We start from the raw sequence: 23,854 nt of genomic DNA, 5'->3' as shown, positions 1-23,854 counted from the left end.
GCAAACGCCTCGCCGCAAGCCATCCACAAGACGATGACCTCGGGCGAATGGGCCATGCTCGCCGGCCTCTCGGTGCTCTGGGGCGGGTCGTTCTTCTTTACGGGCGTCGCGGTGAAGGAGCTGCCGCCGCTCACGATCGTCACCCTGCGCGTCGGGCTCGCCGCGATGATCCTTACCGCGATCCTCTCTCTTCGCGGCGTCAGCTTGCCGAGGGCCCCGTCGGTCTGGGCGGCGTTCTTCGGCATGGGTCTTCTGAACAACGTCCTGCCCTTCTGCCTGATCGTCTGGGGCCAGACCCAGATCGCCTCGGGCCTCGCCTCGATCCTCAATGCCACCACACCGCTGTTCGGTGTCGTCGTCGCGCATGTCCTGACGCGCGACGAGGCGATGACGGGCCTCAAGGCGAGCGGCGTCGCCGCAGGCTTTCTGGGCGTCGTCGTCATGGTTGGTCCGGCAGCCGCGGGAGCCTTCGATGGCGAAGTCCTCGCCGAGCTCGCCTGCCTCGCCGCGGCCCTTTCCTATGCCTTTGCAGGCGTCTTCGGCCGGCGGTTCAAGCGCATGGGCGTTCCGCCGATGGCGACGGCGGCAGGCCAGGTGACGGCGTCTTCCGTCATGCTTCTGCCAGCCGCACTCCTGGTCGACCGGCCGTGGACGCTGGAGATGCCGGGCGCGGCGAGCGTCGCCGCGATCATCGCCATCGCGACGCTGTCGACCGCGCTCGCCTATGTCATCTACTTCCGCATCCTGTCGACGGCGGGCGCCACCAATCTGCTCCTCGTCACCTTCCTGATCCCGGTGAGCGCGATCGTGCTCGGCGCCCTGGTGCTCGGCGAGCGTCTCGACGCCAGGCATTTTCTCGGCATGGCGCTGATCGGCTGCGGCCTTGCGGCAATCGACGGACGGCTGTGGCGGCGCCTGCGACGCACGAACCCGCAGGCCTCCGCGCTCAAGTGACGGCCTGGCGTCGCGAATTCGGGGGCGACTGACATGCGGCCTCGGCGAGCGGAGCCGCCCTGCCGCCGCCCAAGCGACGGGAGATCATCAGGCGGTGAGGCACCGGGCATCCCGCCGACAGGGAGCAAGCCGCCACCACCCCTGCCGTTTGCGCTACTTCACCGCCACCGACATCGCCTGCAGGGTGAGCGGACCGATCGTCGTCGGGATCTTGGCATAGACAGGGACGAAGACGTCCTTGCGGGCGATGGGCGCGAACCAAAGCTCGATGGTCTGGTTCTGAAGGAATTTCAGCCCCTTGGAGGATTTGTCATAGCCGCTGACCGGCTGGATTCGGACGCTGCAGACCTTCGCCTCGCCGGAAAAGCCGGGCATGGAATAGGAATTGCTCCCGGCCGGCGCCAGTTTCAGGTCGAGACGCGACCAGCCGTCGAAGAGCGGCAGCGTGCGCCGGCAGACCGAGGACCGATCGGAGGTCTTGATCATCAGGCCGCTCAGGGGGTCGACGACCGAGGCCAGTTGCGACTTCTCGACGGGGATGTAGCTCGGCTTCTCGTTGTTGCTCCGCTTGGGGCTGACATCGGCGTTGGTGACGCGTCCGCCGCGGAACCGGACCTCGCTCTTCCAGCGCTTGTCGTTGCTGGTGTAGTCGAGGCCGTAGCGCTCGGCCGCAAAGCCGTCCGGCCTGATGCGCCCGGCGACATGGCTGGTGCCGGAGGTCTCGGAGACGAGGGCGCCGAGGCCGGCAGAAGACAGATTGCCGTTCACGCTGAAGCGGTTGTCGTCGATGACGGTCGCAAAGGACGCCTTGCCGATCAGAAGGCCGATCAGCGCCATGCCGTAGCTCGTGGTCACCGTCTGGGTCTCGGCGCTGGCACCGACCGGGCCGACGATCACGAGCGGGGCGAGGACGGCCAATGCCTGAGCGATCCGCGGAAGTTTCATCCGGAGGGGCTTTCGAGAAAACGAGCGTGTCGAGACGGTCGAGGGTTGCTTGGGAAAACGGGACGGTTTTGTGACGGCGGGCGCGAATCTCGCGATCGTGTGCGGCTTGACGGTTTGGCCCGCGCGGACTATAGAGCCCGACGACTTTCCGATCATGCCCGATAGCGATGATCGCGCCGATTTCGGCGGCGCGTCGCGATCGGCCATTAGATTACTCTGAAAGGTGATGAGATGTCACGCGCCTGCGAACTCACCGGCAAAGCCGTCCAGTCCGGCAACAATGTCAGCCACGCGAACAACAAGACGCGCCGCAAGTTCCTGCCAAACCTGTGCAACGTCACGCTGATCTCCGACGCGCTCGGCCAGCGCTACCGGCTGCGCGTGTCGGCCTATGCGCTGCGCTCGGTCGAGCATCGCGGCGGCCTCGACGCCTTCCTGGTCAAGGCGGACGAGAAGGAGCTGTCGCAGCGCGCCAAGCTCCTGAAGCGTCAGATCGCCAAGAAGCTCGCCGAAACCGCCGAGCCGGCTGCGGCCTGATTCCATCGTGACTTAGGCGGCCGGGTAGACGGCCGCCGCTTGCGATCTGTGTGGCCGGGCATCCGATTCGGATGCGCCGGCGAAACTGGTTCCATCACCCAGGATAAAAAAATGCCGACCTTCAAGCATTATGCCCTGTCGGTCGCGGCGATGGCGGCCATCGTGCTCGCCTCGAATGTCGCGGTGCAGTTTCCCGTCTTCGCGCAAGTGGGACGGCTGCAGCTCGCCGACATCCTGACCTACGGCGCCTTCACCTATCCCTTCGCCTTCCTGGTGACGGATCTGACCAACCGTCGCTTCGGGCCGATGGTCGCGCGCCGCGTCGTCTTCGCCGGCTTCGTGACGGCGGTGATCGCCTCGCTGGTGGCGCCGCCCCTGCTCTTCGATCTGGGTCTTCTTGAGTTTTCGACCGCCGCCGACCGGCTGTTCCGGATCGCTCTCGCCTCGGGCGCGGCCTTCCTGATGGCGCAGCTCCTCGACATCGCGGTCTTCAACCGTCTGCGCCAGGAAAGCTGGTGGCGGGCGCCGGCGGCCTCCTCGATCTCCGGCTCGGTGATCGACACCGTGACCTTCTTCTCGGTCGCCTTCGCGCCGCTCTTCGTCTTCGTCGGTCCGAACGACGATTTCGCGCTTCAGACCGCGCCGTTCTTCGGCGTCTTCGCGGCCGAGGCGCCGCGCTGGGTCTCCTGGGCGATCGGTGATTTTTCGGTGAAGCTCCTGATCGCCGTCTTCGCGCTGGTGCCCTACCGCATCATCATGCAGCAGTTCATGCCGTATCGGGCGACGGCCGTCGCGGGGCGCTGAGAGTTGAGACCATTTGACGTAAGCGCTCATGCAGATTAAAAAAAGGTGGACGCGGGGGGTGTCGAACCCCAGGGGGAGACGCTGCAAATCGTTCCCTGGCACCGGCCGTAACCGCGCCCACACTAGGGGAGAGCCAAGCAACGCTCGGCTCGCCCAATGCTAAAAGACTACGATATTATCATGTACCATCTCCCGAACCGGCTTCACGGTCTTGTGCTTGGGGGTTGAATACGAAGGCCTCTGACGACTCCTTGGTGGGACCAGCGTCAGAGGCCTTATTCGTTTTGGACAACACCCACTTCTTGCCTGCCAAAACCAAATCTCCTTCGGCCTTCAATCGGGAAAGCTGGGGACTTAGACTGCTGCGTGGGTACTCGATTCCCAGAGACTCGTTGACCAATGGAAGCATTTCAGGCGCCGTTAAGCCATTCGGCTCCGATTCCAGGACTTTCAAAACGGCCATCTTGATCGTTGACGTCTTGGCTCGTTGAATTCGCCGAGGCTTAGCGTCGCCCGGCTCTGCTTTTTTGGCAACTGAACCACGTTGTGTGGCGGCTACCGGCAATTCAAAAACGCCTGCAGCGTCAGACATTCGATCAAGAATCTCTCGTTCGGCGACGATCCAGTCTAACTTCCGGCGAGCTTCCGCTTCCAAGGCTTCGAGTTCGGCTCGGCGTTGTGCGATGTAGTCTTGAACTGGCAGCGTTTGCGTTTCCATAATTCGTCTATGCCTGAGTCTCTTGCTCGTTGCAAGTCTCCTTGATCAATCTCCAAACAGGTCGACCGTTGCGAGTCGTGGTTAACGAGTCGTAACGAGTCGTGGTTAACGAGTCTAGAGCCGGGAGATATAAACTGTGGATTGGGTGGAAACGGTGAGTCGTGCGCCGAGGCGCAGCCCATGACTTCAAGATCGCGGTATCTCAGTTCGACGGCGCTGCTTCGAGCCCGTCCTCGACCAGTCTGAACTCCAGGATCAGATTGCGCTGGAAGATCGAGCCGTTGTCGTCGGAGACGAGGGTCAGGCGCGTCTCGCCGGCCGCGTCCGTCCAGGCGTCGATCCCTTCCATGTTGTCGATCTCGTCGGAGAGGTCCGCCGAGAAGATCACCGGCCCGTCGACGAGCGCGTCCGGCCGGATCGTGCCGCCGGCGATGCGGCGGATGCGGATGCCGAGGCCGGAGAGCCAGCCCTGATAGCGCCGCTCCAGGAGGAGGAGATCGCCGGAGGGCAGGAAGGTCGCGTCCGAGACGTCCCATTCGGCGTCGCGCCTCACCTTGAAGACGCCGTTCTCGCGGCCGCCGAAGATCCCGGCGAAGAGGTTGCCGGCCGGATCGATCGAGCGCTCGGCGACGGCGATGACCGCGCCGGCGAGCGGAGAATCCGGCGGCGAGGCGGCGAGCGCCTCCAGTCCGCGATTGGACCGCAGCTCCTTGCGCGGGACCGGCAGCGGCACGTTGCGCGGGCGTGCGGTCATCGGCTCCGGCAGCGGATAGGAGAAGATCCGGTGCCGCCGCTCGAAGCCCACGATGGCCCGGTCGCCGGAAAGGGCGAGCGATTCGGCATCGGCCGCGATCTTTCCCGACATGGGCGCGCCGTCGAGGCCGGTCAGCGGCGCGATCTCGACATCGGACAGCCCGATTGGAGACGCCGAGGCGTCGCGGTCGATCGCGCCTAGAATCCAGGAGCCGCTATCCGTGACCGCCAGGAAGGCCCTGCCGCCATTTTGCAGCCGGATCGCCGAGAGGCCGTGAAGCCGCCAGTCGCCCGAGCGGAATTCGAACCCTCCGACGAAGGCGAGGGCGCCGAAGCGCGAGGTGTCCGAGCCACTGCGGAACTGCCGGATGGGCTTGGCGTCTACTGCGATGCTGTCGGCGGCCGCTGCGGGGGCCGCCGGAAGAGCGGCCATGGCGGCGGCCGCAAAGGCAAGGCCCGCCGCCGGAGCGATCAGCGCCGCAGAGCCGGTCCGTGCGCGTCTACGTCCTGCCGATGCTCCTCGCCTCAACGGCGCCCGCCCATCGCAACCCGGCGCCGCCCGGAGCCGCTACGCCCGGAGCCCTCTTCCTCGAAGAGGTCGGCGAGCTGCTCGGTCATCGCGCCGGCAAGTTCCTCGGCATCGACGATCGTCACGGCGCGGCGATAGTAGCGGGTGACGTCGTGGCCGATGCCGATCGCCAGGAGTTCGACCGGCGAGCGGGTCTCGATCTCCTCGATCACCGCCCTGAGGTGGCGCTCGAGATAGTTGCCGGGATTGACCGACAGGGTGGAATCGTCGACCGGCGCGCCGTCCGAGATCATCATCAGGATGCGCCGCTGCTCCGGCCGGGCGAGCAGGCGGTTGTGCGCCCAGATCAGCGCCTCGCCGTCGATGTTCTCCTTCAGGAGCCCCTCGCGCATCATCAGGCCGAGATTGCGCCGGGCCCGCCGCCAGGGGGCGTCGGCGCTCTTGTAGATGATGTGCCGGAGGTCGTTCAGCCGGCCGGGCTTGGCCGGCTTGCCGGCCTTCAGCCACGCCTCGCGCGACTGGCCGCCCTTCCAGGCCCGGGTGGTGAAGCCGAGCACCTCGACCTTCACGCCGCAGCGCTCCAGCGTCCGCGCCAGGATGTCGGCGCAGGTCGCCGCGACGGTGATCGGCCGGCCGCGCATCGACCCGGAATTGTCGATCAGGAGGGTGACGATTGTGTCGCGGAATTCGGTGTCCCGCTCCATCTTGTAGGAGAGCGGCTGCATCGGATCGATGACCAGACGGGTGAGCCGGGCCGTGTCGAGATAGCCCTCCTCGAGATCGAAGTCCCAGGAGCGGTTCTGCTGCGCCATCAGGCGGCGCTGCAGCCGGTTGGCGAGCCGACCGACGACGCCTGAGAGGGAGGCGAGCTGCTTGTCGAGAAAGGCCCTGAGACGGTCGAGCTCGGCCTCGTCGCACAGGTCCTCGGCGCCGACCACCTCGTCGAAAGAGGTCGCAAAGACCTTGTAGTCGAGATCGCCCATCTGGTTGTTGAGCGGCTGGTTGGGACGGCGCGATTCGCCGGGCGTCTCGGTGTCCTGCGTGTCGTCGTCGACCGGGTCGTCGGCCGAGACCTCGGAGGATTCGGCCTCCGCCGTCTCCTCGTTCTCGCCCTCGGTCTCCGATTCCTCGGCCTGGGCGTCCTCGCTGCCGGCGTCCTTCTCCGAGCCGCCTTCCTCCGAATCGCGGCTCTGATTGTCGCCCTGTTCCTCGTCCTCGTCGTTTTCCTCGGTCTGGTTCTCGTCCGAAAGCTCCTCGGCCATTTCGAGCGAGACCAGCATGTCGCGCAGGGCGCGCGCGAAGGCCTGCTGGTCCTCCAGCGTCTCCGACAGCTTGTCGAACTTCGTCCCGGCCTTCTCCTCGACGAAGTCGCGCCAGATGTCGACCAGGGCGCGCGCGCTTTGCGGCACCGGGCGGCCGGTGAGCTTCTCGCGGACCATCAGCGCGACCGCGTCCTCGATCGGCGCCTCGGCCTTGTCGGTGACGTCGGACAGGTTGGAGCGGAAATACTTGTCCTCGAGCATGGAGGCGAGATTGTCGCCGACGCCGCGCATGGCATTGGCGCCAATCGCCTCGCAGCGCGCCTGTTCGACGGCGTCGTAGACCGCCCGCGCGCCGCGCCCCTCCGGCGACAGATGGGCATGAAGCCGGCTGTCGTGCCGCGCCTTCCTCAGCGCCATCGCGTCGGCGAGGCCGCGCGTGACGCTGACGTCGGTCTTCGTCGCGCGCTTTGGCAGCTCGGGCAGGCGGGCGCGGTTGCCGGCAAGGCCGGGGCGTTCGGAGGAGAAGGTGACCTCCATCTCCGGCTCGCCCGCGATCGCTCTGAGGGCGCCCGCCACCGCGCGCCGGAAGGGCTCGCGGTCGGTGGCCTTGGGCTGGGGGGGACGTTTGTTGTCGCCGATCTTGCTCATGACCCGACAAATAGGCCTCGGGCGGGCCCTGCGGCAAGGGAGGACGGGCCGGAGGCGGCAAATTGACGGGGGCGGGCGCGCGGCGCGGAACCGCATGGGCGGCGGCTGCGCCGGCAGGCGCGAGCGGCCGCCCTTGAAACCGCGGCGTCCGACCTGAGTTAGGCGATCAACGGCCGAGGGTCGCGGGCGACGATGACCCGCTCTCGATCCTTGCGGACCCAAACTGTCGGAAGAACACCATGTCTAAAATCGCATTTCTCGGCCTCGGCGCGATGGGATCGCGCCTGGCGAAGAACCTCCTCGACTCCGGCGCCGATCTTGTCGTCTGGAACCGCAGCGAGGAGAAGACGAAACCCTTCGTCGAGGCCGGCGCCAAGGCCGCGTCCTCGCCGCGCGAGGCCGGGGAGATGACGGACGTCGTCCTCGCCATGGTCGCCGACGACGAGGCCTCGCGCGCGGTCTGGCTGGACGCGGAGACCGGTGCCCTCGCCGGCATGGCGCGCGGCAAGACGGCGGTGGAAATCTCGACGCTGCAGCCACAATGGGTGCGCGAACTCGGGCCGAAGATGGCGGAGAAGGGCGTCGACCTCGTCGAGGCGCCGGTCTCCGGCACGCTGCCGCAGGCCGAGAATGCCGGCCTCGTCTTCTTCCTCGCCGGCGAGGCGGACGCGCTGGATCGGGCCGAGCCCGTCCTGCAGCCGCTCGGCAAGACGTTTACGCGGGTCGGCGCATGGGGCGACGGCGCGACGGTGAAGCTTGCGACCAACGCCATCCTCGGCGTCAACGTCGCGGCCTGGGCCGAGGTGATCGGGATGCTCGATCGCGCGCCGGTGGACACGAAGGCGGCCGTCGATGCGATCGCGAAGACGGCGGTGTGGGCGCCCAACTTCGGCTATCTGACGAATTCGATGATGTCGGGCGACTTCGACCCGAAATTCCCGGTCGAGCTGATCGACAAGGACTTCCGCTATGCCCTGGCGCTGGCGGGCGCCGACAAGGCGCCGCTGGTGCAGCACGTGCATGAGACCTTCGAGCGGGCGATGGCGGAGGGGCTGGGAGCGGAGAACATGACGGCGCTGGCGAAGCTCTATCGGTGAGGGCGCCGAGACTTACTCTGCCGCGTCGAGAGCGAGATAGGAAGGGGCGGGGAGGTGTTCACCATCCGCCACGGCGGCATCGGCCCATTCGAGCGCGGCTTGCCGGACATCGATGATCGCCTCGGCTTCGGTCTCGCCGTCGCCCATGCAGCCTGGCAGGTCCGGAATTGTCGCGAGCCAGCCGCCGCCCTCGTCTTCAGTGAGCGGGCGCAGGTGCACTTCGTAGGCCGCAGGGTCAAATGGCCGACCGTCGGCAGTTTTCAACGTCGGGTCGGAGGTCATGCCCTGCCGATCTCCTCCAAGAACTTCAGGAACTCCTGAATATACGTCGCCTTTATAGGCCTCCGGGCCGGAATCGTATAGCGGCGACCTCCGGCCGGGTCACCGATCTTGTAGTGCGATCCCCGGCTCGGTTTCAGGCAGACCAAGCCGCCTCTCGGCATACTCTCTCTACATCTTCGATCTGCCAATCCGCCCTCGGGTTGGCACGCATCCTGTCGAGAGTCTTGCCCATCAGCCGACCGACACGGCCCTCAGTCCAGCACCAGATTCGCGCTCGAATCCGGCAGTTCCTCGCCAAACGCGCGCTGGTAGAACTCGGCGACCAGCGGCCGCTCCAGCTCGTCGCACTTGTTGAGGAAGGTCAGGCGGAAGGCGAAGCCTATCTCGCCGAAGATCTCGGCGTTCTCCGCCCAGGTGATCACCGTGCGCGGGCTCATCACGGTCGACAGATCGCCATTGACGAAGGCCGAGCGGGTGAGATCGGCGACGCGCACCATCTGCGAGATGGTCTTGCGGCCCTCGGGCGTCGCGAAGCTCTTCGCCTTGGCGGCGACGATGCCCACCTCGTTGTCGTGCGGCAGGTAGTTCAGCACCGTGACGATCGACCAGCGGTCCATCTGCGCCTGGTTGATCTGCTGGGTGCCGTGATATAGGCCGGTCGTGTCGCCGAGGCCGACGGTGTTGGCGGTCGCGAACAGGCGGAAGGCCGGGTGCGGCCTGACGACGCGGCTCTGGTCGAGCAGCGTCAGCCGGCCGGAGGATTCCAGCACCCGCTGGATCACGAACATCACGTCCGGGCGACCGGCATCGTATTCGTCGAAGACCAGCGCGACATTGTGCTGATAGGCCCAGGGTAGGATGCCGTCGCGGAACTCGGTGACCTGCATGCCGTCGCGCACGGTGATCGCGTCCTTGCCGACGAGATCGATGCGGCTGACATGGCTGTCGAGGTTGACGCGCACGCAGGGCCAGTTGAGCCGCGCCGCAACCTGCTCGATATGCGTCGACTTGCCCGTCCCGTGATAGCCGGAGACCATCACCCGCCGGTTCTTCGCAAAGCCCGCGAGGATCGCCAGCGTCGTCGGACGATCGAACAGATAGTCCGGATCGATCTCCGGCACGTGCTCGTTTGCCTCCGAGAACGCCGGCACGGTCAGATCGCTGTCGAAACCGAAGGTCTCGCGGACGGAGATCGTGGCGTCCGGAAGGGCTGCCACTTCCTGTTCCGCAGTACTCATCATACCTCCAAGGGCCGGCGCCGCGGCGCCCGACCGGCACATGTCGCTGTCATCCCGTGGGACGCGAACCTGTCTGCCCTCGGGAGAATGAAGTCGGCCGCGCCCTGAAGACCGGATTTTATCGAGTGGCGGGGCGCTCGCTCGATGGGCTTAGCAAAAACCCGACTGCTTCAAAAGCTTGTAGGCCTGAATGACGTCCCGCAGCCGGTCCTCCGTCGACCGTTCGCCGCCATTGGCGTCCGGATGCAGCTGCTTGACGAGTTCCTTATAGCGCCGCCGGATATCTTCGCCAGACGATTCCGCGGCAAGACCCATCGTTTCGAACGCTTTCTCCTCGAGCGGGCGCACCTTGCGCCGCCGCGGAGCCGGTCGCGGCGCCCCGTCCTCGCCGAAGAGGTTGAACGGATCGCGCGCGCCGCCCTTGAAATTGCGGGCCGTGCGCGCGCGGGCGCTCGACGGTTTGGCGCCGCTGTGGCCCATCGTCCAGGTCGGCCGGTTGCCGGTGAGCGAATCCTTCAGATAGCGCTGGATCGCCTCGTCGTTCAGCCCGGAGAAGTAGTTGTACGACTTGTTGTACTGGCGAACGTGGTCGACGCAGAAATTGAGGTACTGGCCCTCGTGGTCGCGGCCCATCGGCGCCTTGTACACGCCGGCCTCGTTGCATCCTTCCCAGGCGCATTCGGGGGCGCGCGCAGGCTCCGCCTTGCGTTTGCCTTTGACGCGGATCGCGTCGAAATATTTGGAGTCGAGCTTCATCGCTGCGGATTATGGTGCCCACACGCGTGACGAACAAGAATTGACAGACCGGAAAAAGCCCGAAATTCAAGGGGGTTCGGCGGCCTCGCGCAAGCTTCGGCACGCACCGGGCCGCGAACCGCATCACGGAGGCGATATCATGAGCACCAAGGCGACGATCGAGAAGAAGCTCACCGAGGCTTTCCAGCCCGAACGGCTGGTCGTGATCGACGAGAGTCACATGCATGCCGGCCACCACCACGCCGGCGATCCCGGGGGCAGCGATCATCATGCCGCCTTCGACGGATCGGGCGAAACGCATTTCCGCGTGCGGCTGATCAGCGGCACCTTCGCCGGCCAGTCCCGCGTCGCCCGTCACCGTGCGATCAACGCGGCGCTCAAGGACGAGCTCTCCGCCGGCGTGCATGCACTGGCGATCGAGGCGGCGGCGCCGGGCGAGGCGGTGCGCTGGGCCTGAGGCGGGCCGCCTTGCATCCCGCAGTCGCTCCGTCGGTTATTGCGGATATAACCTCATTGTTGATGTTCTAGACATCATAAGGGCCATATGATACATCCCTATCCACCGATGAGACAGGAGCCCGTGTGATCACTGCCGCGCAGATGCGCGCCGCACGGGCGCTGCTCGGGATCGACCAACGCGCCCTGGCGGCGCTGGCCGGCGTTTCGCTTCCCACCATCCAGCGGATGGAGGCCAGCGAAGGAACGGTCCGCGGCGTCGTCGACACGCTGGAAAAGGTGGTGTCGGCGCTGAACGCGGCCGGGATAGAGTTGATCGCCGACAATGCGCCGAGCCACGCGACGGGGCGCGGCGTCAGATTGCGGGAGCCGGTCGGGCCTGCGGGTCCCGTCGGGGGAAAGTAGGCGGCGGGCGACGGCCGCCTTCCAGGCACGGGCCGGACAGTCGCGCCGGCGTGGAAAGGATGCGGTCTGAGATGGGATCGCTGCGGACCGTCAGCTTCGGCGACATGTTCACCCCAAAGCTCGTCACCGTGCTGCGCGAGGGCTACGACCGCGCCGCCTTCAGGGCGGATCTCGTCTCCGGCCTGACCGTGGCGATCGTGGCCCTGCCGCTGTCCATGGCGATCGCGATCGCGTCGGGCGTCTCGCCGGATCGGGGCCTCGTCACCGCGATCGTCGGCGGCTTCTTCGTCTCGCTTCTCGGCGGCAGCCGGTTCCAGATCGGTGGGCCGGCCGGCGCCTTCATCCTGCTCGTTTCCGCGACGGCCGCCGCGCAAGGGGTCGAGGGCCTGATCCTCGCGACCTTCCTGTCCGGCCTCATCCTGGCGGCGATCGGGATCCTCAGGCTCGGCACCTTCGTCAAATACATTCCCTATCCGGTCACGGTCGGCTTCACGGCCGGCATCGCCGTGATCATCGCCTCGACCCAGCTTCGGGAGTTCTTCGGCCTCACCCTTCCCGGCGCCGAGCCCGGGCCGCTGATCGACAAGCTCGCCGCACTCGCCGCCGCCGCCGAAACGCTCGACGCGCCGACGGTCGCGGTCGCTCTTTTGACCCTGGCGGTGATCCTCGCCGTGCGCCGGTACCGCCCGCACTGGCCGGTGCTGCTGATCGCCGTCGCCGCCGGTTCACTGGCGGCGGTCGCGGGCGGGCTCGACATCGCCACGATCGGCAGCCGGTTCGGCGGCATCCCGTCCTCCTTGCCGGCGCCGCATCTGCCGGACCTGTCGCCGGCAAGGATCTTTGCTGCGCTTCCCGCCGCCGTCTCCTTCGCGCTGCTCGGCTCGATCGAGAGCCTGCTGTCGGCGGTCGTCGCCGATTCCATGAGCGGGCGCCGGCATCGCTCGAACTGCGAGCTCGTGGCGCAGGGCGTGGCCAATGTCGCCGCCTCGCTGTTCGGCGGCATCTGCGTGACCGGGACGATTGCCCGCACGGCGACGAATGTGCGCTCGGGCGCCAGGAGCCCGATATCCGGCATGCTGCATTCGGGTTTCCTGCTCCTCTTCGTCCTCGTCGCCGCCCCGCTCGCCAGCTACATCCCGCTCGCCGCGCTCGCGGCCGTCCTCCTCTTCGTCGCCTGGAACATGGCGGAAAAGGCCGAATTCGCAGGACTCCTGCGCGCCTCGCGCGGCGACGCGCTGGTGGTCTCGGCGACCTTCCTCCTGGTCGTCTTCCGAGACCTGACGGAGGGCATCCTCGTCGGCTTCGCGCTCGGCGCGCTGCTCTTCCTGCACCGCATGGCCAATGCCGTCACCGTGGAAAGCCGCGCCGCGGCGATCGCCGAAGCCGACCGCGCCGACAGCGATCGTGGCGCTGAGCCCTATCCGGAGAGGCTGGTCGAGGATCACGACATCTTCGTGTGCCGCATCTCCGGCGCCTTCTTCTTCGGCGCAGCCGCCAGCGTCGGCACCGTGCTCGACCGCATCGCGGAGCGGCCGAAGGTCACCATTCTCGACTTCTCCGACGTCCCCTTCATCGACAGTTCCGCCGGGGCGACGATCGCCGGCTTCGTCAAGAAGGCGGAGCGCCGCGGCGCCAGCGTCCTCTTCGCGGGGGCGGGCGAGGCGACCCGGCGAATCCTCGCTCTGCAGGACCATGCCGGCGGCGAATCACGGTTTTGTGCAAGCGTCGACGAGGCGGTCCGCAAGGCGCGCTCGCGCCTCGGCGAGCGGCCTGACCTTCGCGAAGCTCTGCCGGCCGCCTGACCTTGCGCGGTCGGGGGACGGGCTGGTCGCCCGCCCTTGCGGAAGGGCCTCTCCCGCCGTGATCCTCCGCAGCGCCCCGACGCAGATCCGCCTCTGCGCTTTCCATTCCCTCGAATGTCGGCATGCGCGCGGATGACGGGAGCGGCGCAAGTCCGAGAGAGCGGTCGCATCGTTCGAGAACGTTGCGCGGCGATTCCGGTACGCCCATATCGACATGGTTAATTTTCGGTTGACGATGGGGATGGTCGATGAGCGAGGCGCCGCGCCGCAGACGAAGATCCGGCTTCGCCCTCGCGATCGTCTTCCTCCTTCTCCTGTTCGCCTGCGGACTCGCACTCATCCACAGCTGGGTCGATCTCGTCGCCCGCCAGTACGGTGCCTCGGTCGCGCTGACGATCCAGCGCGTCCACTCCAACAAGCTCGTCGTCCATCTGCCGGAGCATGAGGCCGCGCCCTGGAACGCGCCGACCGAGGAGATGATGTATGTCGACTATGACGACGTGCCGGAGGTGATGCGCGACGCCATCCTCGCCAGCGAGGATTCCTGGTTCTTCTACCATCTCGGCTTCAACCCGATCGCCCTCGGCAAGGCGGTGGCGAGCCAGTTCGGCGAGGATCCGCGCGGCGGCTCCACCATCACCCAGCAGCTCGCCAAGCAGCTCTATGTCGGCGATCGCCACGACATCTTCAGGAAGTTTGACGAGCTTGCCATCGCGCTCTGGCTGGAGTGGCATTTCGACAAGAAGCAGCTCCTGGAATTCTATTTCAACACGCCCTTCATGGGGCATGGCACGAAAGGCGTCGAAGCGGCCGCGCGCTATTATTTCGGCTATTCCTTCAAGCGCGAGCGCGCGCAGACTATCGCCTTCACGCCGGACATGGCGGCGAGCCTTGCCGTCACCATCAAGAACCCGACCGCCGGCAATCCGACCAAGCCGCGCAACATGGCGCAGGCGCGCCGCCTCCTGTCGGAGATGGGCATCGCGCCAGTGACGCTGACGGCCAAGGCGGTGGACGATCCGAACCTGCCGCACCGCTTCGCAAAGCACGCCTTCGACGGCTCGGCGCGGCTCAGCGACCAGTTTGCGCCGGCGCGCGATCTCGCCATCGCCCGGCTGAGCCGCGAATTCGGCGACAGCGACAGGACGCTCGACGTCCTGACGACCTATTCCTCGGAGATCCAGCTCTATCTCGACCGGGCCATCGCCATCTATTACCCGCGGCTCAAGCGCGCCGGCTACGACCGGCTCTCGGCGGTGATCGTCGACAACCGCACCGGCGGCATCAAGGCGATGGTCGCATCGCCCGGCGACCGCATCTATCCCGGCTCCACGGTCAAGCCGCTGGAGGCGCTCTGCGCCATCGTCTCGCATGGCTGGAGCGCGACGACACCGGTTCTCGATACGGCGCTCGGCATCCCGCCGGTCAGGAACGGCGATCGGCGCTATCTTGGCAGGATCAGCTTCGAGCGGGCAATCATCGCCAGCCGCAACCCGCCCTTCGTGCGGCTGATGCAGCGCTACGGCGCCGCCTGTGCCAATGCCCTGCTCAAGCGGATCGACACTGAATTCCGCTTTGCCGGCTCACCGGAGCGCTCGCTGGCGCTCGGCGCCGAGCCGGTCGACCTGATGGACCTCCTCGACGCCTATGTGACGATCGCCAGCTGCGGCAAGGTCTCCAACGGACCGCTGATCATCGAGGAGGCCCGCGACCGCGCGACCCAGGCGATCGTCTTCCGCCAGACGCCGAAGCCGCTGCTCCCGGACGCCAAGCTGCTCGCCGGTTTCGACACGCTGCAGGCCATGCTCTCGAAGGTAACCGGGCCGGGCGGCACCGCATTCGGCAGCCGCTTCGTGCAGGAGGTCGCGGCCAAGACAGGAACCTCGGACGACAACCGCCAGATCACGCTGATCACCTTCACCAAGGCCTATACGGTGCTGGTCTCGGCGGGCGCGACCGACCCGTCGCGTCTGACGCGGCACTATTCCTCGGCGGCTCTGGTCTCGATGGTGAAGAACATCAATTCGAACATCCATCCGAAGGGCTATTCCGAGCCGCTCGGCTGCCCGGTGCCGCTGCCGCCCCAGTCGCCGGCGCTCGTCGCCCACCAGCCGGCTTCGCGGGTCGCGGCTCGCTGATCCAGCAGCCGGGAACGGCCCGGGCGGTCAACGTTCGGCAGCTCCGTTCCGTTCGGTCTCGCCTTCGTTCTCCGAAGGCTCCTTCGCCGCGTTCCGGTCGCCCTCGGCGCGTCCGGCGTCTTCCCGTTCCAAGTCCGCCTTGACCTCGGCGGCGGCTATCGCCTGCGCCTCACGGGGCGGGCCGATGTCGTCGGGAGCCATTTCGCCGAGGAGCGCGGCGTTGCCGGGATCCTCGATCGCCTCACGCGGGATTTCCGCCTCCACCTCGTAGCCGAACTCGTCGTCGTCGAGCGACGGCGGCGCTTCGACCGCCGCGGGCGCCGAGCCGAGCTTCTTCGGCGGCACCAGGACCGTTGCCGGCCGGATCCGCAGCTGCGCGATCCGGTTCTTCTCCCGTTTGAGGACGGTGAAGCGCTTGTTGAAGAAGGTGAAGGCCTGGCGCTCCTCGGGGATCGTCTGGGTCTCGTGGATGACGAGGCCGGCGATCGTCACCGCCTCGTCGTCCGGCAGGTTCCAGTCGAGGGCGCGGTTGAGGTCGCGGATCGGGACCTGGCCGTCGACCACGACCGAGCCGTCGGCCTCGGTCCGCACGCCCTGCATGTCGACGTCGTGCTCGTCGGCGATGTTGCCGACGATCTCCTCCAGGATGTCCTCCAGCGTGATCAGCCCTTCCACCTCGCCATATTCGTCGACCACGATGGCGAAATGCGTCTTCCTGCGCAGGAAGGCGTTGAGCTGGTCCTGCAGCGTCGTCGTCTCCGGCACGAACCAGGGCTTGGCGCAGATCTTCAGGATGTTCACCTTCGACGGGTCGTTGTCGACCTCGTGCAGCGCGCGCAGAAGGTCCTTGGCGTGAACGACGCCGACGATGTTGTCGTAATGGCCCTTCCAGAGCGGCAGGCGCGTATAGGGGCTTTCGAGGATCTGCTTGACGACCTCGGTCGGCGCGTCGTCGGCGTTCACCTGCCGCATGCCGGTGCGGTGGACCATGACGTCGGAGACCTCGAGCTCATGCAGGTCGAGAAGGCCGCCGAGGCGGTTGCGGTCGGCATTGATGAGCGAGCCCTCGCGATGCAGCACCTCGACCGCGCCGCGCAGTTCCTCGTGCGCGGTGAGCAGCGAAGCGCCGGATTGGAGATTCATGCCGAACAGGGTGAGGATCTTGCGCACGATGAAATTGACCGCCGCGGTGAGCGGGGTGAAGAGGGCGACGGCGATCCGAACCGGGCGCGCGACGATCAGCGCGAAGCCGTCGGGCCGGGCGATCGCCGCAGACTTCGGCAGCACCTCGGCGAAGATGACGACGAGGATGGTCATTGCGATGGTCGCATAGACGACGCCGGTCTCGCCGAACAGGCCGATGAAGGCCGTCGTCGCCAGCGACGAGGCGAGGATGTTGACGAGGTTGTTGCCGATGAGAAGCGCGCCGATCAGCCGGTCCTTCTTCTCGATCAGCCGCTGCACGATGGCGGCCCTGACATCGCCGTTCTTCTCGTAGCTCATCAGCCGGGCGCGCGAGGCCGCCGTCAGCGCGGTCTCCGAGCCGGAGAAGAAGGCCGAGATCGCGACCAGCAGAAAGACGATCGCGACATAGATCCATAGCGCCGTCGTCATCGCGCAAGTTCCTCGTCAAGGAAGGATTCGACGACTGCCGGATCGACGTCGTTCGCCACGAAGGCCTGGCCGATGCCGCGCGTCAGGATGAAGGTCAGATGCCCGCGGCGGACCTTCTTGTCCTGGGCGATCGCGGTCATCAGCGTCTCCGCATCGAGCGCCGGCCCCGGGATCTCGGAGATCTTCGTCGGCAGGCCGGCCGCGGCGAGATGCGCGGCGGCGCGCTCGGCGTCGGCGGCCGGACAGAGACCGAGCCGCGCCGAGAATCGGTGGGCCAGCGCCATGCCGATCGCCACGCCCTCGCCGTGGACGAGGCGGGCCGGGTCGTAGCGCACGGCCGCTTCCAGCGCGTGGCCGAAGGTGTGGCCGAGATTGAGGAGCGCACGGGCGCCGGTCTCGCGCTCGTCGGCGGCGACAACCGCGGCCTTCGCCTCGCAACTGACCGAGATCGCGTCAGTGCGCGCCGCGCCGCCGGCGAACACCGCCTCGCGGTTTTCGTCGAGCCAGGCGAAGAAGTCCGGCCGGTCGATCAGCCCGTATTTGACCACCTCGGCATAGCCGGCGGCGAACTGCCGGGGCGGCAGCGTGTCGAGAAGCGCAGTGTCGGCGAGCACCAGCGCCGGCTGGTGGAAGGCGCCGACGAGGTTCTTGCCGCGCGGCGTGTTGATGCCGGTCTTGCCGCCGACGGAGGAATCGACCTGGGCGAGGAGCGTGGTCGGGACCTGGACGAGGCGCATGCCGCGCTTGAGTATGGCGCTGGCAAAGCCCGCGAGATCGCCGATGACGCCGCCGCCGAGGGCGACCACCGCATCGGTGCGCTCGAACTTCGCCGCGAGCAGTCCGTCGACGACGCGTTCGAGATGGGAGAAGGCCTTGGTCGTCTCTCCGGCCGGAAGGACGATTTCAGAGTGGTCGATCCCGGCGCTCATCAGCGCGATCCGCAGCCGTTCCAAATGGAGGCCCGCCACCGTTTCGTCGGTGACGACGGCGACACGGGCGCCGGCAAGGCGCGCCGCGATCGTCTCGCCGGCTGCGTCGAGGAGGCCGGGACCGATCAGGATGTCGTAGGAGCGCTCTCCCAGAGCCACGGCGACCGTGCGGCTGAGAGTGCTGCGTTCGGGGGAGGTGCCCGCGGCGGGGTGGATCATCGGGCAGTCTCCGGTTCGAGAAAGCGGTCCAGCGCCTCGATGATGTCGGCGGCCACGACCTCGCGCTTGACGTTGCGCGTGACGACGGTGATGTCGGCCTCGGCATAGACCGGGTAACGGATGTCGATCAGGCGCTGCATGATCTCCCTCGGGTCGCCGGTCTTCAGAAGCGGGCGGTTGGATCTGCGGGCGACGCGTTCGAGCAGCGTGTCGATGTCGGCCTTCAGCCAGACCGTGACAGCCGTCTCGGCGAACATCCGCCGGGTTTCCTCCTGCATATAGGCGCCGCCGCCGGTTGCGATCACCTGCGGGCCCTCGGCTGCAAGCCGCCCGATCACCCGCGCTTCGAGCGCGCGGAACTCGGGCTCGCCATAGGCCTCGAAGAGTTCGGGGATGGTCATGCGCGACGCCGCCTCGATCTCGGCATCGGAATCGCGGAAAGGCAGGTCCAGCATCGCGGCGAGCTTGCGGCCGACCGTCGTCTTGCCGGCCCCCATCAGCCCGATCAGCACCAGCGGCCGCCCCGCGAGGCGATCCGGAATGGTCGCCGTCTGTTGCGGCACTGTCTCGCTCGTCATTCGCCCTTCCGTCGTGCCGTCCGGCCGCAACCGGTCTCCGCCTCGCCGTCCGTCAAGGATTTTTAAGCACGGCGTGCTATCGCAGAAGCCAGCGATGGCGTCGCTTGCGTCCTGCGCCATTCCCACTAGAAGCGAAACGTCGAATTTTGAACGCTTCGCCCGACACGAGAGTGCGCCGACCCCCCGATGCCGACCCTCGTACGCCTCCTGACGACGCTCGCCATCTTCGCCGGCATCCTCTACGGCATCATGGCCGCGCTCGTCTACTTCGTCGAGCCGACGCGCAACGAGGTCACGGTCGACGTGCCGTTGCCGCAACTTGCGCCGGATTCGACCGCCGCCGCGGGAAGGCTCCGCGAATGAGCCGGACGAAAGCGATCGCACCCGGCCGTGACGGCATCGACGTCGAAGCCTTCCTGGAGATGATGGCGGTCGAGCGCGGCGCTTCGGACAACACGATCGCCGCCTATCGCCGCGATCTGGAAGACGCCTCGGCCTTTCTCGGCGGCCGCGGAACATCGCTCGGCGGCACCGATACCGACGGCGTGCGGGCCTATGTCGGAGAGCTCGCGGCCCGCGGTTTCGCCGAGACCAGCCGGTCGCGCCGGTTGTCCGCGCTCCGCCAGTTCTATCGCTTCCTCTACACAGAGGGCCTGCGCGCGGACGATCCGACCGGGCCGATCGAAAGCGCCCGCAAGAAGCGCCCGCTGCCCAAGGTGATGAGCGAGGAAGAGGTCGACCGGTTGCTCGATCGGGCGGCGGCGGAGGCCGAGGATCTCTCGCTGTCGCCGGGGGCGCTTGCGCGGGCGGCGCGGCTCGCCGCGCTGGTCGAACTTCTCTATGCCAGCGGCATGCGCGTCTCCGAACTCGTCGCCCTGCCGCGCGCCGTCCTCAGGACAAGGAACCGCGCGATCGTGGTGAGGGGAAAGGGCGAGAAGGAACGCATGGTGCCGATCGGCGAGGCGGCGGTGGATGCGCTTCAGCGTTTTGCCGAGGCGATGCGCGCGGCCGGGACGAAGGCCGATGAGCGCTGGCTGTTTCCGGCGCTGTCGGACAGCGGGCACCTGACCCGCCAGGCCTTCGCCCGCGATCTGAAGGCGCTCGCCGCAAGGGCCGGGATCCCGGCGGCCAAGATCTCGCCGCACGTCCTGCGCCACGCCTTTGCGAGCCACCTCCTGAAGAACGGGGCGGATCTCAGAGCCGTGCAGGAACTCCTCGGCCATTCCGACATCTCGACGACGCAGATCTACACCCACGTCCTCGAGGAGCGGCTGATCCGCCTCGTCACCGACCACCACCCGCTGTCGCCGGCAAGCCGGGATTGAGGAACGGCGATCGCTTGCTTGACAAGCCGGCAGCCCATCGCCAGTTTCCGCGCGAACCATTTCCGCCGCAGGCGGGGCGATGCGGACGATCAGCCCGCGCCGTCGCAGCCGCCTCGCGGCCCGCCTGTCGGCGCCTCCGCTCCCTTCCCCGCAGGACGGCCACGGCCGCAGGACGCATGCACAACTACCTGGATTTCGAAAAGCCGGTCGCCGATCTGGAAGGCCAGATCCTCGAACTGAAGAAGATCGAGGCGGGCGAGAACGCGGTTGACGTCACCGAAGAGATCCAGCGGCTTGAAAAGCGCTCGCGCGACGCGCTGGAAGACCTCTACCGCAAGCTGACCCCCTGGCAGAAGACGCAGGTCGCCCGCCACGCCGACCGGCCGCACTGCCTCGACTATATCGAGCGGATCGTCACCGATTTCGTGCCGCTGGCCGGCGACCGCTATTTTGCCGAGGACCACGCGATGATCACCGGCTTCGGCCGGTTCGACGGCCAGTCGGTAGCGATCATCGGCCAGGAGAAGGGCAGCGACACCCAGACCCGGCTGAAGCACAATTTCGGCATGGCCCGACCCGAGGGCTATCGCAAGGCCGTGCGGGTCATGGAGATGGCGGAACGCTTCGCCATCCCGGTCCTGACCCTCGTCGACACCGCCGGCGCCTATCCGGGCATCGGCGCCGAGGAGCGGGGACAGGCCGAGGCGATCGCGCGCTCGATCGAGGCCTGTCTCAATCTCAAGGTTCCGCTCGTGTCGCTGGTGATCGGCGAGGGCGGCTCGGGGGGGGCGATCGCGATCGCCACCGCCAACGAGGTCCTGATGATGGAACACGCGATCTACAACGTGATCGCGCCGGAAGCGGGCGCTTCCATTCTCTACCGCGACTCCACGAGAGCACGCGACGTTGCCCAGGCGATGAAGATGACGGCGCAGGATCTCAAGGGGTTCGGCATCGTCGACACGATCGTCGAGGAACCGGTCGGCGGCGCCCACCGCGCCCCGGCGGCAGCGATCGACGCGGCCGCGGAGGCGATCCGCACGGCCCTTTCGGAGCTTTCCGGCCTGAGCGGACCGGAGCTCAGACAGGCTCGCCGCGAAAAGTTCCTGGCGATCGGTCGCAATCTCTGACCCTTGTTGCGGCGGCGCAACAGGACGTTCTTCCGTTCCGCACCGGCATTTGCCAGAATGATGCCATTCTCTTGGTCCAGAAGAGGGGCGCGGTCGAAAGAACAGTCGTTTTGAAGGTCGGGGGTAAGACCTTTTTAAGGACGACTGCGGCACAATGATCGCAAGTGCGCGACCGGATCGGCCGGAAACGGTGCGGATGGCGGACGCGAGGGGCCGGCGGTAGCTCGACCGGACGGTCCCGGACAGGGGAAAGGCGGCTCGTAGAAGCCGCCGAAGAGCGAGGGGTTGAGGGGATGTTCGTCCGACGCGTCGTGACGGCGGCAATCGTCGCCGCTTCCATGTTTGCCGTTTCCGCATGCCAGTACGATGATCTGCTGCCGGCCAACGCGCCGCTGCCCGGCGATCTCGTCGCGGCGATCAGCGCGAAGGGCATGGGAATCCACTCGCCAATCCTGGTCCGCCTCTACAAGGAGGAATCCGACCTCGAGATCTGGAAGCAGAAGACCGACGGCACCTACGATCTCCTGAAGACCTACGAGATCTGCGCCTGGTCCGGGAAGCTCGGGCCGAAGACCCGCGAGGGCGACCGCCAGGCGCCGGAGGGCTTCTACACCGTCACTCCGTCCCAGCTGAACCCGAACTCGAACTATCACCTGGCGATCAATATCGGCTATCCGAACCAGTACGACCGGGCCAACGGGCGCACCGGATCGAGCCTGATGATCCACGGCTCCTGCAACTCTTCCGGCTGCTATGCGATGGACGACGCGCAGGTCCAGGAGATCTACGCGCTCGCTCGTGACTCCTTCGAGGGCGGCCAGCGCGCCTTCCAGATCCAGGCCTATCCGTTCCGGATGACGCCGAAGAACATGGCCCGGCATCGCAATTCCGAGCACTATGCCTTCTGGAAGATGCTGAAGACCGGCTCCGACTATTTCGAGACCACGCACCGGGCGCCGAATGTCGGCGTCTGCGAGAGGCGCTACATCTTCGACCAGACCGCCGAGACGGTCGCCGGGCTGTCGGCGAACGGCGCGTGCCCGCAGGTTCCGCTCGCTCCGCAGGTCGCGCAGAAGGCGGCCTCGGACGCGGCCAAGGAAGCCGAGATCGCCTCCTCGCTGTCGCCGAGCGAACTCGCCGAGACCTCGACCTTCAGCTATCGCACCGGCCAGCCGATCACGCCGGAAGCTTACGCCCAGGAGCAGCACCGCCGCGAGGGCTTCGACCGGCTCGGCAACTATGTCGGTGGCGAGAAGCGGTCGAACGGCGGCGCCTCCTTCCTGTCCAGCTTCTTCTGATACGGCGCTCGCCGGCCGCCCGAGCGCCGGCGCAGTAGAAAGACCCATGGCCCCTGCGGAGAGATCCGCGGGGGCTTTCGTTTGGCGAGAGGGTCGGTGCCATCTTCATCGCCGCCGGTGAGCGGACGCTCCACATCCTCGTCCGGCCGCTGATTGACGAATCGCGTGCCGGCTCGCATCCTCGTTCCGCGTGGCCTGCGCATAACCTCCAAGGGTCGTCCCCGGCACGATCTCGGACGGAGGCAAAGGGACTTCCGTCTCGGGTCGCAATCTCTGGTCCGAAGCGTTTCGGGCGGGTTTGCCGGGGAAGTCGCGTCCGAGACGTGGAAAGGCCAAGGCCATGACACGCAATCGCAATTTGAAGCGCCGCGTGCGCTTTCGCGCGGCAAAGACCGGCGAATCCTATACCGCCGCCCTCAGGCATGTTCGCCGCCATCGCCCTCAGCCCGAGCCCGCTTCGGGGCCGTGCCCCGAGGCGCAGCCGGACGTGAGGTCGGTGCGGCTCGCCGTCGCGCAGACGAGCCTCCTCGAGGATCCTCGCGACGTCCCGGCGCTCCGCGCTGCCGGCGCGGAGATGCGCCGCCTGATGCGGCATGCCAGCGAAGCCGGGGCGCGGCTCCTGCATCTGCCGGAAGGCGCGATCTGTTCGCCGGGCAAGCGCATCCTCTCCGCTTCCGGGCCGGACGAGGTGGGTCCGAGCGACTGGTCCCGGGTCGAATGGACGGTCCTGCGGGAGGAATTGGAGCGGACGCGGACGCTCGCCGGCGAACTCGGGCTCTGGGTCGTATTAGGGTCCGTGCATCGGCTGAGCGAGCCGCACCGGCCGCACAACAGCCTCTACGTCGTTTCGGATCGGGGAGAGGTGGTGACGCGCTACGACGAGCGCATGCTCTCCAACACGAAAATCTCGTTCATGTATGCGCCGGGGCGTGACCCCGTGACCTTCGAGATCGACGGCGCCCGCTTCGGCTGCGCCCTCGGCATGGAACTGCACTTTCCCGAGATGCTGCTCGAATACGAGCGGCTCGGCGTCGACTGCGTGCTGTTCTCGACCACCGGCGGGTCGCCCCGCAATGCGCCGGCCTTCGCCGCCGAAGCCCTGGGTCATGCAGCAAGCCTGAGGCTGTGGGTCAGCCTCTCCGCCCATGCACCGCAGAGCGTCGCCGTGCCGTCCGGGATCGCCGGACCGAGCGGAACCTGGGCCGCGCAATGCCCGGCGAACGGACTGCCGTGCATGGCCATCGCGGAGGTGCGGACCGATCCGGACGATCCCGCGCGCCCCTGGCGCAGGAAAGCCCGCTCCGGGCTCTACGAAGCCTGTCTCGTGACCGGCGACCTGCGCAGCGAGAACCGCGGCGCCTTCTGAGCACGGTACCGGTGCGTCTGGAATGCCTTCCCGGCGTGAGGTGATAAAATAGACTTGGCCNNNCGCGACGC

Annotated in this window: 23 protein-coding genes; 13 read left to right on the top strand and 10 right to left on the bottom strand. The window is 67.1% G+C overall.

Annotated elements, in window-relative coordinates; all coding sequences use genetic code 11:
• Nucleotides 1-33 precede the first annotated feature (33 nt).
• Nucleotides 34-954: a DMT family transporter gene (locus LH400_RS07985; protein WP_229152241.1), complete on the top strand. Its 921-nt coding sequence runs from the start codon at nt 34-36 to the stop codon at nt 952-954.
• 153 nt (nt 955-1,107) lie between these two features.
• On the opposite strand, the gene LH400_RS07980 is transcribed toward LH400_RS07985, so the two are convergent.
• Nucleotides 1,108-1,899 (bottom strand): DUF3108 domain-containing protein, encoded by a 792-nt coding sequence (locus tag LH400_RS07980; protein ID WP_229152146.1) that lies wholly within the window; start codon nt 1,897-1,899, stop codon nt 1,108-1,110.
• Between the two features lie 231 nt (nt 1,900-2,130).
• On the opposite strand from LH400_RS07980, the gene rpmB reads away from it, so the two are divergent.
• Nucleotides 2,131-2,436, top strand: a complete 306-nt coding sequence (gene rpmB, locus LH400_RS07975; protein ID WP_229152145.1) for a 50S ribosomal protein L28 — start codon at nt 2,131-2,133, stop codon at nt 2,434-2,436.
• 111 nt (nt 2,437-2,547) lie between these two features.
• On the top strand, nt 2,548-3,240 hold the full coding sequence (locus LH400_RS07970) for a queuosine precursor transporter (RefSeq protein ID WP_229152144.1): 693 nt from the start codon (nt 2,548-2,550) through the stop codon (nt 3,238-3,240).
• Between the two features lie 178 nt (nt 3,241-3,418).
• Here LH400_RS07970 and LH400_RS07965 read toward each other — a convergent pair whose 3' ends face one another.
• The 3 genes from LH400_RS07965 to cobT all read right to left on the bottom strand — a co-directional run bounded on the left by LH400_RS07965 (nt 3,419) and on the right by cobT (nt 7,150).
• Nucleotides 3,419-3,958, bottom strand: a complete 540-nt coding sequence (locus LH400_RS07965; RefSeq protein WP_229152143.1) for a hypothetical protein — start codon at nt 3,956-3,958, stop codon at nt 3,419-3,421.
• A 202-nt stretch (nt 3,959-4,160) separates the two neighbouring features.
• Nucleotides 4,161-5,144, bottom strand: a complete 984-nt coding sequence (locus LH400_RS07960) for an esterase-like activity of phytase family protein (RefSeq protein ID WP_229152142.1) — start codon at nt 5,142-5,144, stop codon at nt 4,161-4,163.
• A gap of 92 nt (nt 5,145-5,236) precedes the next feature.
• Nucleotides 5,237-7,150 carry a cobaltochelatase subunit CobT gene (gene cobT / locus LH400_RS07955; protein ID WP_255616879.1) on the bottom strand — a complete coding sequence of 638 codons (1,914 nt, stop codon included), beginning with the start codon at nt 7,148-7,150 and terminating at the stop codon, nt 5,237-5,239.
• A 239-nt stretch (nt 7,151-7,389) separates the two neighbouring features.
• On the opposite strand from cobT, the gene LH400_RS07950 reads away from it, so the two are divergent.
• A complete protein-coding gene (locus LH400_RS07950; RefSeq protein WP_229152141.1) occupies nt 7,390-8,247 on the top strand; it encodes an NAD(P)-dependent oxidoreductase in 858 nt (285 codons plus the stop codon).
• A gap of 12 nt (nt 8,248-8,259) precedes the next feature.
• Here the strand turns inward: LH400_RS07950 and LH400_RS07945 are convergent, their stop codons facing one another.
• From LH400_RS07945 to LH400_RS07935, 3 genes are all read right to left on the bottom strand, one after another.
• Complete coding sequence (locus LH400_RS07945; RefSeq protein ID WP_229152140.1) at nt 8,260-8,529, bottom strand: type II toxin-antitoxin system HicB family antitoxin; 270 nt, start codon at nt 8,527-8,529, stop codon at nt 8,260-8,262.
• 251 nt (nt 8,530-8,780) lie between these two features.
• Nucleotides 8,781-9,770 (bottom strand): cobaltochelatase subunit CobS, encoded by a 990-nt coding sequence (gene cobS / locus LH400_RS07940; RefSeq protein ID WP_370638353.1) that lies wholly within the window; start codon nt 9,768-9,770, stop codon nt 8,781-8,783.
• 147 nt (nt 9,771-9,917) lie between these two features.
• Nucleotides 9,918-10,523, bottom strand: a complete 606-nt coding sequence (locus LH400_RS07935) for a J domain-containing protein (RefSeq protein ID WP_229152138.1) — start codon at nt 10,521-10,523, stop codon at nt 9,918-9,920.
• A 139-nt stretch (nt 10,524-10,662) separates the two neighbouring features.
• Between LH400_RS07935 and LH400_RS07930 the strand changes: the two genes are divergently transcribed.
• The 4 genes from LH400_RS07930 (at nt 10,663) to LH400_RS07915 (ending at nt 15,324) form a co-directional block, all read left to right on the top strand.
• Nucleotides 10,663-10,980: a BolA family protein gene (locus LH400_RS07930; RefSeq protein WP_229152137.1), complete on the top strand. Its 318-nt coding sequence runs from the start codon at nt 10,663-10,665 to the stop codon at nt 10,978-10,980.
• A gap of 125 nt (nt 10,981-11,105) precedes the next feature.
• Nucleotides 11,106-11,384: a helix-turn-helix domain-containing protein gene (locus tag LH400_RS07925; RefSeq protein WP_229152136.1), complete on the top strand. Its 279-nt coding sequence runs from the start codon at nt 11,106-11,108 to the stop codon at nt 11,382-11,384.
• Between the two features lie 71 nt (nt 11,385-11,455).
• Complete coding sequence (locus LH400_RS07920; protein WP_229152135.1) at nt 11,456-13,186, top strand: SulP family inorganic anion transporter; 1,731 nt, start codon at nt 11,456-11,458, stop codon at nt 13,184-13,186.
• Nucleotides 13,187-13,434: 248 nt separating this feature from the next.
• Nucleotides 13,435-15,324 (top strand): transglycosylase domain-containing protein, encoded by a 1,890-nt coding sequence (locus LH400_RS07915; RefSeq protein ID WP_229152134.1) that lies wholly within the window; start codon nt 13,435-13,437, stop codon nt 15,322-15,324.
• A 27-nt stretch (nt 15,325-15,351) separates the two neighbouring features.
• On the opposite strand, the gene LH400_RS07910 is transcribed toward LH400_RS07915, so the two are convergent.
• Genes LH400_RS07910 through LH400_RS07900 form a run of 3 tightly spaced genes read right to left on the bottom strand, consistent with a single transcriptional unit; the run spans nt 15,352 to nt 18,664 of the window.
• Nucleotides 15,352-16,938 (bottom strand): HlyC/CorC family transporter, encoded by a 1,587-nt coding sequence (locus tag LH400_RS07910; protein ID WP_229152133.1) that lies wholly within the window; start codon nt 16,936-16,938, stop codon nt 15,352-15,354.
• On the bottom strand, nt 16,935-18,086 hold the full coding sequence (aroB, locus tag LH400_RS07905; protein ID WP_229152132.1) for a 3-dehydroquinate synthase: 1,152 nt from the start codon (nt 18,084-18,086) through the stop codon (nt 16,935-16,937). The genes LH400_RS07910 and aroB overlap by 4 nt, the downstream gene beginning before the upstream one ends.
• On the bottom strand, nt 18,083-18,664 hold the full coding sequence (locus LH400_RS07900) for a shikimate kinase (RefSeq protein ID WP_229152131.1): 582 nt from the start codon (nt 18,662-18,664) through the stop codon (nt 18,083-18,085). The genes aroB and LH400_RS07900 overlap by 4 nt, the downstream gene beginning before the upstream one ends.
• A 186-nt stretch (nt 18,665-18,850) precedes the next feature.
• Here LH400_RS07900 and LH400_RS07895 point away from each other — a divergent pair, with 186 nt between their 5' ends.
• From LH400_RS07895 to LH400_RS07875, 5 genes are all read left to right on the top strand, one after another.
• Nucleotides 18,851-19,027 (top strand): histidine kinase, encoded by a 177-nt coding sequence (locus tag LH400_RS07895; RefSeq protein ID WP_229152130.1) that lies wholly within the window; start codon nt 18,851-18,853, stop codon nt 19,025-19,027.
• A complete protein-coding gene (gene xerD, locus LH400_RS07890; RefSeq protein ID WP_229152129.1) occupies nt 19,024-19,989 on the top strand; it encodes a site-specific tyrosine recombinase XerD in 966 nt (321 codons plus the stop codon). Before LH400_RS07895 ends, xerD begins: the two co-directional genes overlap by 4 nt.
• A 176-nt stretch (nt 19,990-20,165) precedes the next feature.
• Nucleotides 20,166-21,119 (top strand): acetyl-CoA carboxylase carboxyltransferase subunit alpha, encoded by a 954-nt coding sequence (locus LH400_RS07885; protein ID WP_229152128.1) that lies wholly within the window; start codon nt 20,166-20,168, stop codon nt 21,117-21,119.
• A gap of 293 nt (nt 21,120-21,412) precedes the next feature.
• Nucleotides 21,413-22,417 (top strand): L,D-transpeptidase family protein, encoded by a 1,005-nt coding sequence (locus tag LH400_RS26315; RefSeq protein ID WP_370638352.1) that lies wholly within the window; start codon nt 21,413-21,415, stop codon nt 22,415-22,417.
• 340 nt (nt 22,418-22,757) lie between these two features.
• On the top strand, nt 22,758-23,783 hold the full coding sequence (locus LH400_RS07875) for a carbon-nitrogen hydrolase family protein (protein WP_229152127.1): 1,026 nt from the start codon (nt 22,758-22,760) through the stop codon (nt 23,781-23,783).
• Nucleotides 23,784-23,854 lie beyond the last annotated feature (71 nt).

The sequence above is a fragment of the Jiella soli genome, assembly GCF_020615385.1.
Lineage (GTDB): Bacteria > Pseudomonadota > Alphaproteobacteria > Rhizobiales > Rhizobiaceae > VKMB-3413.
The sequence above is the reverse complement of the archived record's forward strand: the minus strand, read 5'-3'. Positions and strand labels throughout refer to the sequence as shown.